This is a genomic window from Streptomyces venezuelae ATCC 10712 (assembly GCF_008639165.1).
In the GTDB taxonomy this organism is placed as follows: domain Bacteria; phylum Actinomycetota; class Actinomycetes; order Streptomycetales; family Streptomycetaceae; genus Streptomyces; species Streptomyces venezuelae.
Genome location: NZ_CP029197.1, coordinates 6,480,937 through 6,496,790, shown reverse-complemented (window position 1 = coordinate 6,496,790; position 15,854 = coordinate 6,480,937). Strand labels below are relative to the sequence as shown.

Sequence of the window (15,854 nt, the reverse complement as noted above, 5' to 3'; positions counted from 1 at the left end):
TACTGAGAACCCCGAGGCGCTGCCGGCGTTCACTCAGCCCTCGCCGAGGCTCGACTCCACCTCGCGCACCACGCGCCACATGGGGGTGGACCGCTTGGTGATCACCACGACGACGTCCTCGGCCTCCTCGGCCGGCGCCTCCGCGGCCTGGCCGCCGCCCCAGGTGGCACGGACGAACTCCAGCGCCCCGTCGACCTCCGCCAGCGGATCGCCCTCGCCGCCCGAGCGCAGCCAGTGGCGCAGGGCGTGGTTGTGGGCGGCGACGACGGCCGCGGCGGCCACGTTGGCGCGCAGGGTGCCGTCCCTGCGGTCGGCCCAGCGGGTACGCAGATAGTCGCCGAGGGTCTTCTCGTACCGCCAGACCACCGAGAGCTCGTACGTGCGCAGCCCGGTCACCTCCCGGGTGAGGCGGTAGCGCTGCACGGAGAAGGTCGGGTTCTCGGCGTACATCCGCATCACGAGCCGGGCGGCGCCGCAGACCCGGACCATCGGGTCGTCGGAGTCGGCGCTCGCGGCGAGGAAGCGGGTCATGTCGGCGAGGCACTGCTCGTGGTCGGGGAAGACCACGTCCTCCTTCGACGGGAAGTAGCGGAAGAACGATCTCCGGCCGACGCCCGCGAGGGTGACGATGTCGTCGACCGTGGTCTGCTCGTAGCCGCGCTCCAGAAAGAGCTGGAAGGCCGCGGCGATGAGGGAGTCCCGCATCGCGGGCTTCGTGGAGTTCGTCGACGCTGATCCGGCTGTTCCCATGGGCCGAACCTAACACCCGCCTGGCCTTCGTGCGGCACTAGGTGCCGGACGAATCCGGCACCGAGTGCTCTCACGGGGGTACGGAGGCTCAGCGAGCCGTCATCCGGAGCGCGCCGTCCATCCGGATCGTCTCGCCGTTGAGGTAGTCGTGCTCGGCGACCATCGTCACCAGGCGGGCGTACTCCTCCGGGCGCGCGAGGCGCTGCGGGAAGGTGACGCTCGCGGCGAGACCGGCCCGGACGTCCTCCCCGAAGCCGGCCATCATCGGGGTGTCGACGATGCCGGGGGCGATGGTGACGACCCTGATGCCGAACTGCGCCAGGTCACGGGCGGCGGTGACGGTCATCCCCGCGACGCCCGCCTTGGAGGCGGCGTAGGCGATCTGGCCGACCTGGCCCTCGAAGGCGGCGATCGAGGCGGTGTTGACGACGAGGCCGCGCTGTCCGTGCTCGTCGGGCTCGTGCCGGGCGATGGCCTCGGCGGCCAGCCGCATCACGTTGAACGTCCCCAGCAGGTTGACGTCGAGCACGGCCCGGAACAGGTCGAGGTCGTGCGGGCCCTTGCGGCCCAGGATGCGGGCGGAGGGGGCGATGCCCGCGCAGTTCACGGCGAGCCGCAGTTCCGCGCCGTCGGCGTCGATCGCGGCGAGGGCCTCGCGGACCTGCTGCTCGTCGGTGACGTCTGCGGCGAGCAGCCGGACGCCCTCGGGCAGCGCTCCCGCGGCGGCCACGGCCTTGTCCAGGTCGAGTCCGTAGACGGTGGCGCCCCGGGCGGCGAGCGCGGCGGCGGTGGCGGCGCCGAGACCGGAAGCGGCACCGGTGACGAGAGCGGCGGAGCCGGCGATGTCCATGGAACTCCTCGTTCGGGTCGTGCGGGTGCGACCCTGCCGCCGGGTTGGCCGCCGGATCGGGCGCGTGCCCGCGGGGGACCGCGCGGTCCGCGCGATCTGCGCCGCCCACCATAGAACCGCAGGCCGCGCGCCCGGAAGCGGAACCCGTACGGCCGTCCGGGGGCCCTCGCCACCGTCCTGCCCGATGCCGTCACCCGGGACCACCCCTGGCTGACCCCGGTCCCGCTCTCCCCCCGCACTACCGGCCCGTGGCGTCGCCCTGCTCCGGCGCGCGGGCGGCTACCGGAGCGCGGCCACCCGCGCGTTCACCGCACTGGCGGCACGCTGGGACGAGGGCACAGACACAGGCACAGGCACAGGCAACGCACACGGACAAGCAGACGCACACGCACACGGACACGGAGCATGGCGACCGGGGTCAACCGATCGGTTGACCCCGGGGTCCACCGTTGCGGCGGCCGGAGGGAGCCGGGACGACGACCGGCGGCGCGGGGAGGCGGCACCAGGATGGAGGGGAAGCGGGCCACGGACCCCCGACGGCCCCCGCAGACCACCGAGTTCACTGGAGCAGACCCCATGAAGCACGTGAAGAAGACCTCGCGCACCCGTGTCCTCACCGGTGGCGCCGTCGTCGCCGCGCTCGCCCTCGGTGGCTTCGGTGCGTACTCGGCGAGCGCCACCGGCGAGAACACGGCGGCGGCCCCGGCCGCCGTCGTCGCCGCCAAGGCGGACGCGAAGAACAAGAACACCACGCGCACCACGCACCTGACGGTCGAGGCCGCCACGAAGGCCGCGCAGGCGACCCTGGACGCCGCCGAGAAGGAGAACCAGCGCGTCTCCGTCGCCGTCGTCGACCGCAACGGCAACACGATCGTCACCCTGCGCGGCGACGGCGCGGGCCCGCAGTCCTACGAGTCGGCCGTAAAGAAGGCGTTCACCGCCGTCTCCTGGAACGCCCCGACCTCGGAGCTGGCCAAGCGCCTCGCCCAGGCCCCGAACCTGAAGGACATCCCCGGCACCCTCTTCCTCGCCGGCGGCGCCCCGGTGACCGCCAAGGGCGCGCCGATCGCCGGCATCGGCGTCGCGGGCGCCCCCTCGGGCGACCTCGACGAGAAGTTCGCCCAGGCCGGCGTCGCCTCCCTCGGCAAGTAGTCCGGAACGGTCCGGCGCCCGCCGCCGCACGAGGAAGGCCGCCATGAACGCGCTCGACGACTCCCTCCTGGCGGCCGCCGCGCACGGTGACACCGTCGCCGTCCGCGCGGCCCTCGCCGCGGGCGCCCGGGTCGACGCCCGCGACGCCCGGCGCCGCACCCCGCTGCTGCACGCCGCCCGGCACGACCACGTCGCCGTCGCGCGCGTGCTCCTCGCCGCGGGCGCGGACCCGAACGCCCAGGACGACCGCCGCGACAGTCCCTGGCTGGTCACCGGCGTCACGGGCGGCGTCGCGATGATGCGGGCCCTGCTCACGGCGGGCCCGGACCTGACGCTGACCGACCGGTACGGCGGTACGGCCCTGATCCCGGCGGCCGAGCGGGGTCACGTGGCCTATGTCCGGGCGGTCCTGGCCGAGACGTCGATCGATGTCGACCACGTCAACCGGCTGGGCTGGACGGCCCTGTTGGAGGCGGTGATCCTCGGCACCGGCGGCCGCGCCCACCAGGACGTCGTCGCCCTCCTGCTCGCGGCGGGCGCCGACCCCGACCTCCCGGACCCACACGGCGCCACGGCCCTCCACCACGCCGACCGCCACGGCCTGAGAGAGATCGCGACGCTCCTCCGGACGGCGGCGCTCGACCGCCGTCCTCGCGTCGCTCACAGGTAGGGCTCTCGCCGGGCTCCGGATGTGTGCCCCGGTCGCTACGCGACCAGCCCGCGGCTGATGACGAGGCGCTGGATCTGGTTCGTGCCCTCGAAGATCTGGGTGATCTTGGCCTCGCGCATGTAGCGCTCGACCGGGAAGTCGCGGGTGTAGCCGTAGCCGCCGAGGACCTGGACGGCGTCCGTGGTGACCTTCATGGCCGTGTCGGTCGCGAGGAGCTTGGCCGCGCTGGCCTGGCGGCTGAAGGGGCGGCCGAGGTCGCGGCGGCGGGCCGCGTCCAGGTAGGTGGCGCGGGCCGCGTCGACGGCGGCGGCCATGTCGGCGAGGAGGAAGCCGAGGCCCTGGTGGTCGATGATCCGGCGGCCGAAGGTGGTGCGCTCGTTGGCGTAGGAGACGGCGGCGTCGAGGGCGGCCTGGGCGAGGCCGGTGGCGCAGGCGGCGATGCCGAGGCGGCCGCTGTCGAGGGCGCTGAAGGCGATCTGGAGGCCCTGCCCCTCGTCGCCGACGAGCCGGTCGGCCTCCAGGAGGGCGCCGTCCCAGTAGGCGGAGGTGGTGGGGACCGCCTGGAGGCCCATCTTGCGTTCGGGGGCGCCGAAGCTGAGGCCCTCGGTGGCGCCGGGCGCGAGGAAGCAGGAGATGCCGTGGCTGCCGGGGGCGGTGCGGGCGAAGAGGGCGTAGAACCCGGCCCGGCCGCCGTGGGTGATCCACGCCTTGGTGCCGTGGATCCGGTACCCGCTGCCGTCGTCCTGCCGCTCGGCCTTGCAGCTGAGGGCGGCCGCGTCGGAGCCGGCCTGGGGCTCGGAGAGGCTGTAGCCGCCGATCATGCGGCCCTCCAGCATCGCGGGCAGCCAGCGTTCCTTCTGCTCGGCGGTGCCGAAGGTGTGCAGCGGGTGGCAGGCGAGGGTGTGGACGCTGGTGGCGACGGCGACGGCCGCCCAGCGCGCGGCGAGCTCTTCGAGGACCTGGAGGTAGACCTCGTAGGGCTGGCCTCCGCCGCCGTACTCCTCCGGGTACGGCAGGCCGAGGAGACCGGCCTCGCCGAGGGTCGTGAAGAGCCCTTCGGGGTACGTCTCGGCGGCCTCGTACTCGTCCACCTTGGGAGAGAGCTCCTTGTCGGCGATCTCCCGGGTGAGGGCGATGAGGTCCGCTGCCTCGGGGGTGGGAAGCAGGCGGTCGACATCCATGGCGACTCCAGCGGCGCGCAAAGTGGTACTGGGAAAGGTACTGCAGTACCGCTGAGAGTAGCGCAGAAGGGTGCCGCCGTAACCCCCACGAGGACCGGCCTGGAATACTGACCAGGTGATCGAGACCTCAGCCGCCGACACCCCGAAGCTCACGGGCCGCGGCGCGGCCCGCCGCTCCGCCCTCTTCGAGGAACTCGTCGCCCTCCTCGTGGGCGAGGGGTTCGCCCGGCTGACGCTCGACGACCTGGCCGCCCGGCTGCGCTGCTCGAAGCGGACCCTGTACGGCCTGGCCGGCAGCAAGGAGCAGCTGGTGAGGGCGGCGGTGGTGCACTTCTTCCGGCGCGCCACGGCCCGGGTCGAGGCGGTCCTGGCCGCCGCGAGCGATCCGGCCGAGCGGCTCGCCGCCTATCTGCGGGCGGTCTCGGCCGAGCTGGCGCCGGTGTCGCCGCAGTTCTTCGACGACGTGGCCGCGTTCGAACCGGCGGCGGAGGTGTACGAGCGCAACACGCGCGCGGCCGCCGGCCGGGTCCAGCAGCTGATCGAGGAGGGCGTCCGGGCGGGCGTGTTCCGCGAGGTGCACGTGACCTTCGCCGCCGACGTCATCTCCTCGGTGATGGTCCGCATCCAGCGGCGCCAGGTGGCCGCGGCGACCGGTCTCGCCGACGCCGAGGCGTACGAGCAACTGGCGGAGCTTCTCCTCAGCGGACTCCGCAAGGTCTGAGGCCGGGCGAGGCCTCCCCACGTTCAGGGCCCGCCCCAAGGCCCGCGTTCAGGGCCTGAAGGCCCCCGCGCCTTATTTCAGGATGTGAGTTAAACCTCAAGAGAAGGTCGCCCGAGGGTCCCGACAGCGGTATGTTGCGTTCAGGACTATTTCACCTGGGGGCCCAAGTGACTTTGCGGAACGGCCGCACCGTGCGCGACCTGCGACGCGAGAACCGCACCGCCGTCCTTCAACGCCTCTACTTCGACGGCCCGTTGAGCCGCTTCTCGCTCGGACCCGCCACCGGCCTCAGCTCCGGCTCCATCAGCAACGTGGTCGCGGAGCTCGTCGCCGAGGGCCTGGTCGAGGAGGCGGGCAGTGTCGACTCGGCCGGCGGCCGCCCCCGTACCCTGCTGCGGATCACCCCGGACAGCGGCTGCATGATCGGCGTCGACGTGGGTGAGACCCGGGTCAGGATCGAGCTGTTCGACCTCACTCTCACCGAACTCGCCCGGACCGAACGGCCGTTGACGGTCGACAGCCCCCATCCGCACGGCCGTTACGAGGTCGGGGTGGTCGTCGACCACATCCGCGAGGGTGTCGCGGAGGTGCTGCGGACCGCGGACGTGCCCGCCGCACGGCTCCTCGGCGTCGGCGTCGGCGTGCCCGGCATCGTCGCCCGCACGGCCGAGGAGGGCGCCGTCGTGCACGGCCAGACCATCGGCTGGGACGCGGTCCCCCTGGAGCGGCTGCTGCGCGAGAGCGTGGACCTCCCGGCCTCGGTGCCGTTCTGGATCGACAACGGCGCCCAGACCCTCGGCCAGGCCGAGATGTGGTTCGGCGCGGGGCGCGGCGCGCGCAGCGCCGTGGTGGTCCTCTTCGGCTCGGGCGTCGGGGCGTGCGTGGTCACGGACCCGCTGGGTCCGGGCCGGGCGATCGAGTGGGGCCATCTGACGGTACGGGTCCGGGGGCGGCGCTGCCGCTGCGGTGCCCGCGGCTGCCTGGAGGCGTACGCCGGAGCCGAAGCGCTCCTGGAGCGCTGGGCGGAGGCGGGCGGGAAGCCCCCGGCGGGCGCGGACGAGGAGACGGCCCTCACGGCGATGTTGGCCGCGGCGTATCCGGCGGAGCCCGGGACCGCCCCGGACGCGACCGCGCTGGCGGTGCTGGAGGAGACCGCCGAGTACCTCGGCGCCGGTTTCGGCGACCTCGTCAACCTCTTCCAGCCCGAGCGCATCCTGGTGGGCGGCTGGGCGGGCCTCCAGCTCGGCGCCCGCTTCCTGGAGACGGTCAAGGGGTACGCGGCCGAGTACGCGCTCAGCTACCCGGCGGCCCGGGTGGAGATCGGCATGGGCACCCTGGGCCCCGACGCGGTGACGGTCGGTGCGGCGATCCTGCCGCTCGCGGACTTCTTCGCCCGCGGCGGCCGCCGCGCCGAGACGGAACCCACCGGCGAACAGCCGGCCTGGACGTCGACCGTACGGGACCGGGCGGCGCACTGAGCCCGCCCCGCCGCCGCCCTCAAAGCCGCCGTCGCGGTCGAGGTCGCGATCGCGATCGCGGTCAGGCGACCGACCCTATGCGCCCCGCCGGTTCCCGGGGAACGTCGTGGTGGATCGGGGTGTGGGCGCCGGTGAGGGAGAGGCCGGTGCCGCCGCGGCGGTTGGCGACGATCTCCGCGCCGATCGACAGGGCCGTCTCCTCGGGCGTCCGGGCGCCGAGGTCGAGGCCGATCGGGGAGCGCAGCCGGGCGAGTTCGATCTCGGTGACGCCGACCTCGCGGAGCCGCTTGTTGCGGTCCTCGTGGGTGCGGCGGGAGCCCATCGCGCCGACGTAGGCGACGGGAAGCTTCAGGGCGGCCTGGAGGAGGGGGACGTCGAACTTGGCGTCGTGGGTCAGCACGCACAGCACGGTGCGGCCGTCCACCTCCGTCGACTCCAGGTAGCGGTGGGGCCACTCGACGACGATGTCGTCCGCCTCGGGGAAGCGGGCGGGCGTCGCGAAGACGGGCCGGGCGTCGCAGACGGTGACGTGGTAGCCGAGGAACTTGCCGACCCGGACGAGCGCGGCGGCGAAGTCGATGGCACCGAAGACGATCATGCGGGGGGCCGGGACCGAGGACTCGACGAGCAGGGTCAGCGGCTGTCCGCAGCGGCTGCCGTCCTCGCCGATCTCGACGGTGCCGGTGCGGCCCGCGTCGAGCAGCGCGCGGGCCTCGGAGGCCGCCGTGCGGTCCAGTTCGGGGTGGCCGCCGAGCTTTCCCTCGTACGAGCCGTCGGGGCGGACCAGGAGTGCCCGGCCCATCAGTTCCTCGGGGCCGGAGACGATCCGGGCCAGGGCCGCCGCCTCCCCCGTGGCGGCGGCCCGGAGCGCGGCGGGGAAGACCCCGCCGCGGACCGGGGTGACGAGGATGTCGATGATGCCGCCGCAGGTCAGACCGACCGCGAAGGCGTCCTCGTCGCTGTAGCCGAAGCGCTCGGTGACGGTCCTGCCGTCTTCGAGGGCCTGGACGCAGAGGTCGTAGACCGCGCCCTCCACACACCCGCCGGAGACCGAGCCGATCGCCGTGCCGTCGCTGTCGACGGCGAGCGCGGCGCCCGGTTGCCGGGGCGCGCTCCCGCCGACGGCCACGACCGTGGCGACGGCGAACTCGCGTCCCTGCTCGACCCACCGGTGCAGCTCTTCGGCGATGTCCAGCATCTCGGTTCTCCTCTGGAAGGTGTGGGAGGGCGGCGGGGGGGCGTCAGCTGACGCCGAGCCAGCTCTCGATGGGATGGATCGCGAAGTACACGATGAAGATCGCGGTCAGGCCCCACATGAAGCCGCCGACCTCGCGTGCCTTGCCCTGCGCCGTCTTGATCACGACGTAGGAGATCACACCGGCCGCGACACCCGTGGTGATGGTGTACGTGAAGGGCATGAGGACCACGGTGAGGAACACCGGGATCGCGACGGAGCGGTCGCTCCAGTCGACGTGCTTGGCGTTCTGCATCATCATCGAGCCGATGACGACCAGGGCCGCGGCTGCGACCTCCTGCGGCACGATCGCGGTGAGCGGCGTGAAGAAGAGGCAGAGGGCGAAGAATCCGCCGGTGACCACGGAGGCCAGACCCGTGCGGGCGCCCTCGCCGACGCCGGTCGCGGACTCGACGAAGACCGTCTGCCCGGAGGCTCCGCCCACACCACCGACGATACCGCCGGCGCCGTCGATGAAGAGCGCCTTGGAGAGGCCGGGCATGCGGCCCTTGTCGTCGGCCAGCTTGGCCTCGGTGCCGACACCGAGGATGGTCGCCATGGCGTCGAAGAAGCCGGCGAGCACCAGGGTGAAGACGATCATGCTGATGGTGATGTAGCCGACGTCGCCCCAGCCGGTGAAGGACACGTCGCCGATCAGCGAGAAGTCCGGGGCGGAGACCGCGCTGCCGTCCAGCTCCGGCGGGCCGGAGAACCAGGCCTTGGCCGGGATGTCGGCGACCGCGTTGAGGATGACCGCGACGACCGTGCCGGCGACGATGCCGATGAGGATGGCACCGGGGACGTTGCGGGCCTGCAGCGCGAAGATCAGCAGCAGGGTGAAGGCGAAGATCAGGACGGGCCAGCCCATGAGCTCACCGGCGGGGCCGAGGGACACGGGGCCGCCGCCCGGGGCGGGGTTCTCGTGGACGAAGCCGGCCTTCACGAAGCCGATGATCGCGATGAAGAGGCCGATGCCGATGGTGATGGCGTGCTTCAGGGCGAGCGGAATCGCGTTCATGATCATCTCGCGGAGGCCGGTGACCACCAGGAGACAGATCACGGCGCCGTACGCCACGGACATGCCCATGGCCTGCGGCCAGGTCATGACCGGCACGACCTGTGAGGCCATGACTCCGGAGACGCTCAGGCCGGCGGCCAGAGCGAGCGGGACCTTGCCCCAGAAACCCATGAGGAGGGTCGTCGCGGCGGCGGCGAGGGCGGTCGCGGTGATGAGCGCCGGCTGGCTGAGTACGTTGCCGTCGACGTCCTTGCCGCTGAGGATCAGGGGGTTGAGCAGGAGAATGTACGCCATCGCCATGAAGGTGGTGACGCCGCCGCGGATCTCCGTCGCGACGGTGGATCCTCTCTCCGAGATGTGAAAGTACCGGTCGAGCCAAGACCTGCCGGCGGGATTGCGCGAGCCGGAGCCCGCGTCATCGGCGCTGGTCTTGGGCTCCACTGACGACTGGGTCATGGGGCCTACTCCCAAGGTTCAAAGGGGCACCCGCATCAGACTTCGAAGGGCATCTGATCTGTTTGAAGCTGCGGGATTTGGGATGGTGCGTGGGCTGCACGACCCGGGGGACGGCCCGAGACGAACGCGGTGAATCGGTACTGCGGGTGAGGCGGGGGTACTGCGGTGGGGGGAGTGCTCCGGGCGGTGCGGGCGGGGAAGTGTGACGTTCCTGGGGAGGCACGACCGCCCGGAGGGTCCTACAGGGTGCCGGTCAGCGCCTCGGGGCGGACCGGCGTCTTGTTGAGCTCCAGGCCCGTCGCCGCCCGGATCGCCGCGAGGACGGCCGGGGTGGACGACAGGGTCGGGGCCTCGCCGATGCCCCGTACGCCGTACGGCGCGTTGGGGTCGGCCAGCTCGAGGTAGTCGACCGGGATGGTCGGCGTGTCGAGGATCGTGGGGATCAGGTAGTCCGTGAAGGAGGGGTTGCGCACCTTCGCGGTCTTCGGGTCGACGATGATCTCCTCCATCACCGCGACGCCCAGGCCCTGGGTGGTGCCACCCTGGATCTGGCCGACCACGGAGAGCGGGTTGACCGCCTTGCCGACGTCCTGGGCACAGGCCAGTTCGATGACCTTGACCAGGCCGAGCTCGGTGTCGACCTCCACCACCGCGCGGTGCGCGGCGAAGGCGTACTGGACGTGTCCGTTGCCCTGGCCGGTGACGAGGTCGAAGGCCTGGGTGGGACGGTGCCGCCACTCCTCCTCGACCTCCACGGACTGGTCGCCGAGGACGTCCGCGATGGAGACGAGGGCCTCGCCGCCGTCGGTGACGACCTTGCCGCCCTCCAGGAGGAGTTCGGCGTTGGCCCAGGCCGGGTGGTACGAGCCGAACTTGCGCCGGCCGATCTCCAGGACCTTCTCGCGGACGATCTCGCAGGAGTTCTTGATGGCGCCGCCGGTCATGTACGTCTGGCGGCCCGCGGAGGTCGAACCGGCCGAGCCCACCTGGGTGTCGGCGGGGTGGATGGTGACCTGCTGGACGCCGAGCTCGGTACGGGCGATCTGCGCGTGGATGGTCACGCCGCCCTGGCCGACCTCCGCCATGGCGGTGTGCACCGTGGCGACGGCCTCGCCGTTGATGACCTCCATGCGGATCTTGGCGGTCGAGTAGTCGTCGAAGCCCTCGGAGAAGCCGACGTTCTTGATGCCGACGGCGTAGCCGACGCCCCGCACGACACCCTCGCCGTGCGTGGTGTTGGAGAGGCCGCCCGGAAGGGCGCGGACGTCCGCGTCCTGGCCGGCCGCGAGCCACTGCTGCTCCGGCGGCATGGGGCGGGCCTTGACCCGGCGCAGCAGCTCGGCGACCGGGGCCGGCGAGTCCACGACCTGGCCGGTCGGCATGATCGTGCCCTGCTCCATGGCGTTGAGCTGGCGCAGCTCGACCGGGTCCATGCCCAGCTTCGCCGCGAGCTTGTCCATCTGGGCCTCGTACGCGAAGCAGGCCTGGACGGCGCCGAAGCCGCGCATGGCGCCGCAGGGCGGGTTGTTGGTGTAGAGGCCGATCGCCTCGATCTCGACGTCCTCGACGACGTACGGGCCGACCGAGAGGGACGAGGCGTTGCCGACGACCGATGCCGTGGACGAGGCGTACGCGCCGCCGTCGAGCACGATCTTGCACTTCATGTGCGTGAGCTTGCCGTCCTTGGTGGCGCCGTGCTCGTACCAGAGCTTCGCCGGGTGCCGGTGGACGTGCCCGAAGAAGGACTCGTACCGGTTGTAGACCATCTTGACCGGCTTGCCGGTGCGCAGCGCGAGGATGGACGCGAGGATCTGCATGGAGATGTCCTCGCGGCCGCCGAAGGCGCCGCCGACGCCGGCCATCGTCATGCGGACCTTCTCCTCGGGCAGGCCGAGGCAGGGGGCGATCTGCTTGAGGTCCGAGTGCAGCCACTGGGTGGCGACGTACAGGTCGACGCCGCCGTCCTCGGCCGGTACGGCGAGGCCGGACTCGGGGCCGAGGAAGGCCTGGTCCTGCATGCCGAAGGTGTACTCGCCGGTGACGATGACGTCGGCCCGCTTGGCGGCCTCCGCGGCGTTGCCGCGGATGATCGGCTGGCGGTGCACGATGTTGGGGTGCGGGACGTGACCGGAGTGGTGGTCGTCGCGGTTCTCGTGGACCAGGATCGCGTCCGGGGCGAGGGCGGAGGCCTCGTCCGTGATGACCGGGAGCTCCCGGTACTCGATCTTGATCTTCGCGGCGGCGCGGCGGGCGGTCTCCGGGTGGTCGGCGGCCACGAGGGCGACCGGCTCACCGTGGTGACGGACCTTGCCGTACGCGAGGACCGGGGTGTCCTGGAACTCCATGCCGTAGTTCTTCGCGGCGGGCAGGTCCTCGTGGGTCAGGACGGCGTAGACGCCGTCCATCGTGAGGGCCTCGGAGGTGTCGATGGACACGATCTCGGCGTGCGCGACGGTGGAGCGCAGGATCTGGCCCCAGAGCATGTCCTCGTGCCACATGTCCGAGGAGTACGCGAACTCGCCGGTGACCTTGAGGGTGCCGTCCGGGCGGAGCGTGGACTCGCCGATGCCGCCCTTGACGTGGTTCTGCGTGACGTCGGTGGGGGTGCCCACCGGAACGGTGCGTGTGTTCTGAGCCATCGTCAGACCGCCTCTCCCTGACGCTCCTGGCGAGCGGCCGCGAGGCGGACCGCGTCGAGGATCTTCTCGTAACCCGTGCAGCGGCAGAGGTTGCCGGAGAGCGCCTCGCGGATGTCCGCGTCCGTCGGAGACGGGTTGCGCTCCAGCATCTCGTCGGCCGCGACCAGCAGACCGGGGGTGCAGAAGCCGCACTGGACGGCGCCGGCGTCGATGAACGCCTGCTGGATCGGCGAGAGTTCGACGCCCTCGCCGGTCTGCGAGTCCTGACCGGGCTTGGCTTCCCACTTCTTGGCGGCGTCGAGCGAGGTGCCGCAGGCACCGCTCGCGCAACCGGCGTGCTCCGACCGCTCCTTGGCGAACTCGGCGAGGCCTTCGACGGTGACGACCTCGCGGCCCTCGACCTGTCCGGCGGCGACGAGGCAGGAACAGACCGGCACTCCGTCGAGGCGGACCGTGCAGGAACCGCACTCGCCCTGCTCGCAGGCGTTCTTGGAGCCGGGCAGACCCAGGCGCTCACGCAGAACGTAGAGGAGGGACTCGCCCTCCCAGACGTCGTCGGCTTCCTGCGGACGACCGTTGACCGTGAAATTGACGCGCATGGTTATGCAGCTCCCTCAAGCGTGCGGCCGGTGCCGCGGTACTGCTCCCAGGTCCATCCGAGCTGGCGGCGGGCCATGATGCCGACGGCGTGGCGGCGGTACTTGGCGGTGCCTCGGACGTCGTCGATCGGGTTGGCGGCGCCCGAGCAGAGGTCGGCGAACTGCTTCGCGATCGACGGGGTGATGATCTTGCCGTTGTCCCAGAAGCCGCCCTCTTCCAGAGCCGCGTTCAGGAAGGCCTCGGCCTCCTTGGCGCGGATCGGGGTCGGCGCGGCGGAGCCGATGCCGGTGCGGACGGTCCGGGTCTCCGGGTGCAGGGCCAGGCCGAAGGCGCAGACGGCGATGACCATCGCGTTGCGGGTGCCGACCTTGGAGTACTGCTGGGGGCCGTCCGCCTTCTTGATGTGGACGGTCTTGATGAGCTCGTCGGGCTCCAGCGCGTTGCGCTTCACGCCCGTGTAGAACTCGTCGATCGGGATGAAGCGGTTGCCGCGCACCGACTCGACCTCGACCTCGGCGCCCGCGGCGAGCAGGGCCGGGTGGGCGTCGCCGGCGGGCGATGCGGTGCCGAGGTTGCCCCCGACGCCGCCGCGGTTGCGGATCTGCGGGGAGGCGACCGTGTGCGAGGCGAGCGCCAGGCCCGGCAGCTCGGCCCGCAGGTTCTCCATGATCTGGGTGTACGGAACGGCGGCGCCGAGGCGGACGTTCTCCTCGCCGACCTCCCACTCGCGCAGCAGCTCGATGCGGTTCAGGTCCAGGAGGTACTCGGGCCGCCGGTGGTCGAAGTTGATCTCGACCATGACGTCCGTGCCACCCGAAAGGGGCACGGCCGTGGGGTGCTCTGCCTTGGCGGCGAGCGCCTCCTCCCAGCTGGCGGGGCGAAGGAAGTCCATGGTGGCTCTCTTCTAGTGATTCTGGTGATCGGGGGTCGTGCGCAGGATTCCGGGGGGACGGCCGGTCCTCGACTTCACGTTCATGTGCTGTTCACGCGGTGTGTGGCCTAGTACACAAGCCCACGATCGCCCGGGTGCAGTCACCGAAAACATGAAGGAGTTGGCTGGGTCCCTTGGTCGTCTTGTAGATTCGAACGAAAGGCGGGGAACAGTTACCTCGCTGTTTTCCCCTGGAAACGGTGGCACCAAGGCACCGTCGACAACGGGACACCCTCACCACCCATTGACGAAGGAACGGCGGCGACACGATGCGGCTGCGCGCACTGCTGGAGAACGACGCGCTCGGGCTGCGCCTGCTCGGCGGTGACGACGAGCTGGACCGCACCGTCCGTGGCGTGATGACGACGGACCTCAAGGACCCCAGCCGCTATCTGTCCGGTGGCGAGCTGGTGCTCACCGGCCTCGCCTGGCTGCGGGAGCCGGCCGACGCCGAGCCCTTCGTCCGGATCCTCGCCTCGGCCGGGGTCGCCGCCCTGGCGGCGGGCGAGGCCGAGCTCGGCGCCATCCCCGACGATCTCGTAGCGGCGTGTTCTCGCCATCGGCTGCCGCTCTTCGCGGTCAACGAGTCCGTTGCGTTCGCGACGATCACCGAACACGTTGTTCGACAGGTGTCCGGCGAGCGGGCCGGTGACCTGGCCGCCGTCGTCGACCGGCACAGGCGGCTGATGACCTCGGGTCCGGCGGGCGGCGGCCCCGAGGTGGTGCTCGACCTGCTCGGCTCCGACCTGGACCTGCGGGCCTGGGTCCTCTCCCCCACCGGCCGCCAGATCGCGGGCGCGGGCGAGCCCCTGCCGGCCCCGCTGGCCGCCACCCTGGCCGGCGAGCACCTGGCCGCCACCAGGACCGGACGGCGCGGCCCGCACCGGCTGAGCACCGGCGGAACGGCGTACTCGCTCTTCCCGATCCGCAACACCGGCCGGGGCGCCGCGCCCGCGACCCGCGACGTGCGCGAGACGGTCCTGTCCGACTGGCTGCTCGCCGTGGAGGCGGACGCCGGGGACTGGCCGGCCGCACGGCTCGACCTGCTCCAGGGCGTCACCCAGCTGATCGCCGTCGAGCGGGACCGGCGCGACGCGGCCCGTACGGTACGGCGCCGGCTCGCCCAGGAGGTCCTGGAACTGGTGCAGACGGGCGCCGCGCCCGCCGAGATCGCCGCCCGGCTGCGGGTCGCCGCCCCGGTGCTGCTGCCCGGGCTCGGCACCGCCCCGCACTGGCAGGTGGTGGTGGCCCGGGTCGAGTGGGAGCAGGAGCCCGGCCAGGGCGCGGTCGTGGACAGCGGCCCGGTCGCCCAGGCGCTCCTGGAGGAGATCCTGGTCGACCCCGCCACCGTCGGCGCCGAGTCCGCCGACCGGATCGCGGTGGCGCACAGCGGCGACGAGGCCATCGCCCTGGTCCCGCTGGCCGCCGGGCCGCTGCCGGACAGCGAGGACGAGGGCCCGGCCACCGCGCTCGGCCTGCACGCCGACGCGCTGCTCGCGTCCGTACGGGCCCCGCTGTCGGCCGGTCTCGCCGACGACGGGCGGCTCACCCTCGGCGTCAGCGCCGCCGTGCACTCGGCGGAGGGCCTGCGCGGGGCCCTGGAGGAGGCCCGGCACGCCCGCCGGGTCGCCGCGGCCCGCCCGGGCCGGGTGTGCGCCGCCGGGCACCACGAGCTGGCCTCGCACGTGCTGCTGCTGCCGTTCGTCCCGGACGACGTCCGGCGCGCCTTCACGGCCCGGCTGCTCGACCCGCTGCGCGACTACGACCGCCGGCACCGGGCGGAGCTGATCCCGACCCTGGAGGCCTTCCTGGACTGCGACGGCTCGTGGACGCGCTGTGCGACCCGGCTGCACCTGCACGTGAACACGCTGCGCTACCGGGTGGGCCGGATCGAGCAGCTCACCGGCCGTGACCTGTCCCGTCTGGAGGACAAGCTCGACTTCTTCCTCGCCCTGCGGATGAGCTGAGTCCCGGCGTTCACAGTTCACCCGTTCGGGTGGGTCCGGTGGAGTGACGTCCGGGCCGGTGGGGGGCCGTCGGCCGGGGGCGCCGGCGGCCCCCGCCGGGCCCTGATCACCGGCCGGAAGGGCGTCTGACGGTCTTTCGGGATCGGCCCGGGCGACGGCGTCCCGTTCCCGCGCACTCTTGTGAAATCTTTCACCTGACCCCTTGGC

General features: G+C 72.4%; 13 protein-coding genes. 5 read left to right on the top strand and 8 right to left on the bottom strand.

What is annotated here, in order from left to right:
* Nucleotides 1–33 precede the first annotated feature (33 nt).
* Complete coding sequence (locus tag DEJ43_RS29920; protein WP_015037144.1) at nucleotides 34–750, bottom strand: TetR family transcriptional regulator; 717 nt, start codon at nucleotides 748–750, stop codon at nucleotides 34–36.
* An 88-nt stretch (nucleotides 751–838) separates the two neighbouring features.
* Nucleotides 839–1,600 (bottom strand): SDR family NAD(P)-dependent oxidoreductase, encoded by a 762-nt coding sequence (locus tag DEJ43_RS29915; protein WP_015037143.1) that lies wholly within the window; start codon nucleotides 1,598–1,600, stop codon nucleotides 839–841.
* A gap of 585 nt (nucleotides 1,601–2,185) precedes the next feature.
* Here DEJ43_RS29915 and DEJ43_RS29905 point away from each other — a divergent pair.
* Both DEJ43_RS29905 and DEJ43_RS29900 read left to right on the top strand, forming a co-directional pair.
* On the top strand, nucleotides 2,186–2,752 hold the full coding sequence (locus tag DEJ43_RS29905) for a GlcG/HbpS family heme-binding protein (protein ID WP_041664344.1): 567 nt from the start codon (nucleotides 2,186–2,188) through the stop codon (nucleotides 2,750–2,752).
* 43 nt (nucleotides 2,753–2,795) lie between these two features.
* Nucleotides 2,796–3,422: an ankyrin repeat domain-containing protein gene (locus DEJ43_RS29900; protein WP_015037141.1), complete on the top strand. Its 627-nt coding sequence runs from the start codon at nucleotides 2,796–2,798 to the stop codon at nucleotides 3,420–3,422.
* A 35-nt stretch (nucleotides 3,423–3,457) separates the two neighbouring features.
* On the opposite strand, the gene DEJ43_RS29895 is transcribed toward DEJ43_RS29900, so the two are convergent.
* The gene (locus tag DEJ43_RS29895) at nucleotides 3,458–4,603 is read right to left on the bottom strand and encodes an acyl-CoA dehydrogenase family protein (protein ID WP_015037140.1); all 1,146 of its coding nucleotides are present in this window, start codon (nucleotides 4,601–4,603) and stop codon (nucleotides 3,458–3,460) included.
* A 115-nt stretch (nucleotides 4,604–4,718) separates the two neighbouring features.
* Here DEJ43_RS29895 and DEJ43_RS29890 point away from each other — a divergent pair, with 115 nt between their 5' ends.
* Nucleotides 4,719–5,324 (top strand): TetR/AcrR family transcriptional regulator, encoded by a 606-nt coding sequence (locus DEJ43_RS29890; protein WP_015037139.1) that lies wholly within the window; start codon nucleotides 4,719–4,721, stop codon nucleotides 5,322–5,324.
* A gap of 131 nt (nucleotides 5,325–5,455) precedes the next feature.
* Complete coding sequence (locus tag DEJ43_RS29885) at nucleotides 5,456–6,802, top strand: ROK family transcriptional regulator (RefSeq protein ID WP_015037138.1); 1,347 nt, start codon at nucleotides 5,456–5,458, stop codon at nucleotides 6,800–6,802.
* 61 nt (nucleotides 6,803–6,863) lie between these two features.
* Here DEJ43_RS29885 and DEJ43_RS29880 read toward each other — a convergent pair whose 3' ends face one another.
* From DEJ43_RS29880 to DEJ43_RS29860, 5 genes are all read right to left on the bottom strand, one after another.
* Complete coding sequence (locus tag DEJ43_RS29880; protein ID WP_015037137.1) at nucleotides 6,864–8,000, bottom strand: XdhC family protein; 1,137 nt, start codon at nucleotides 7,998–8,000, stop codon at nucleotides 6,864–6,866.
* Nucleotides 8,001–8,043: 43 nt separating this feature from the next.
* The gene (locus tag DEJ43_RS29875) at nucleotides 8,044–9,510 is read right to left on the bottom strand and encodes an NCS2 family permease (protein WP_015037136.1); all 1,467 of its coding nucleotides are present in this window, start codon (nucleotides 9,508–9,510) and stop codon (nucleotides 8,044–8,046) included.
* A 239-nt stretch (nucleotides 9,511–9,749) separates the two neighbouring features.
* Nucleotides 9,750–12,149: a xanthine dehydrogenase subunit D gene (gene pucD / locus DEJ43_RS29870; RefSeq protein WP_015037135.1), complete on the bottom strand. Its 2,400-nt coding sequence runs from the start codon at nucleotides 12,147–12,149 to the stop codon at nucleotides 9,750–9,752.
* Between the two features lie 2 nt (nucleotides 12,150–12,151).
* Nucleotides 12,152–12,748, bottom strand: coding sequence for a (2Fe-2S)-binding protein (locus tag DEJ43_RS29865; RefSeq protein ID WP_015037134.1), 597 nt, complete (start codon nucleotides 12,746–12,748; stop codon nucleotides 12,152–12,154).
* A 2-nt stretch (nucleotides 12,749–12,750) separates the two neighbouring features.
* Complete coding sequence (locus DEJ43_RS29860; protein ID WP_015037133.1) at nucleotides 12,751–13,641, bottom strand: FAD binding domain-containing protein; 891 nt, start codon at nucleotides 13,639–13,641, stop codon at nucleotides 12,751–12,753.
* Between the two features lie 308 nt (nucleotides 13,642–13,949).
* On the opposite strand from DEJ43_RS29860, the gene DEJ43_RS29850 reads away from it, so the two are divergent.
* Complete coding sequence (locus DEJ43_RS29850; protein ID WP_015037132.1) at nucleotides 13,950–15,647, top strand: PucR family transcriptional regulator; 1,698 nt, start codon at nucleotides 13,950–13,952, stop codon at nucleotides 15,645–15,647.
* Nucleotides 15,648–15,854: the final 207 nt, after the last annotated feature.

Coding starts and splice junctions, on each gene's coding strand:
- DEJ43_RS29865 (WP_015037134.1), bottom strand. CDS start 12,748: ATGCGCGTCAATTTCACGGTCAACGGTCGTCCGCAGGAAGCCGACGAC.
- pucD (WP_015037135.1), bottom strand. CDS start 12,149: ATGGCTCAGAACACACGCACCGTTCCGGTGGGCACCCCCACCGACGTC.
- DEJ43_RS29885 (WP_015037138.1), top strand. CDS start 5,456: ATGTTGCGTTCAGGACTATTTCACCTGGGGGCCCAAGTGACTTTGCGG.
- DEJ43_RS29915 (WP_015037143.1), bottom strand. CDS start 1,600: ATGGACATCGCCGGCTCCGCCGCTCTCGTCACCGGTGCCGCTTCCGGT.
- DEJ43_RS29880 (WP_015037137.1), bottom strand. CDS start 8,000: ATGCTGGACATCGCCGAAGAGCTGCACCGGTGGGTCGAGCAGGGACGC.
- DEJ43_RS29875 (WP_015037136.1), bottom strand. CDS start 9,510: ATGACCCAGTCGTCAGTGGAGCCCAAGACCAGCGCCGATGACGCGGGC.
- DEJ43_RS29920 (WP_015037144.1), bottom strand. CDS start 750: ATGGGAACAGCCGGATCAGCGTCGACGAACTCCACGAAGCCCGCGATG.
- DEJ43_RS29895 (WP_015037140.1), bottom strand. CDS start 4,603: ATGGATGTCGACCGCCTGCTTCCCACCCCCGAGGCAGCGGACCTCATC.
- DEJ43_RS29860 (WP_015037133.1), bottom strand. CDS start 13,641: ATGGACTTCCTTCGCCCCGCCAGCTGGGAGGAGGCGCTCGCCGCCAAG.
- DEJ43_RS29900 (WP_015037141.1), top strand. CDS start 2,796: ATGAACGCGCTCGACGACTCCCTCCTGGCGGCCGCCGCGCACGGTGAC.
- DEJ43_RS29850 (WP_015037132.1), top strand. CDS start 13,950: ATGCGGCTGCGCGCACTGCTGGAGAACGACGCGCTCGGGCTGCGCCTG.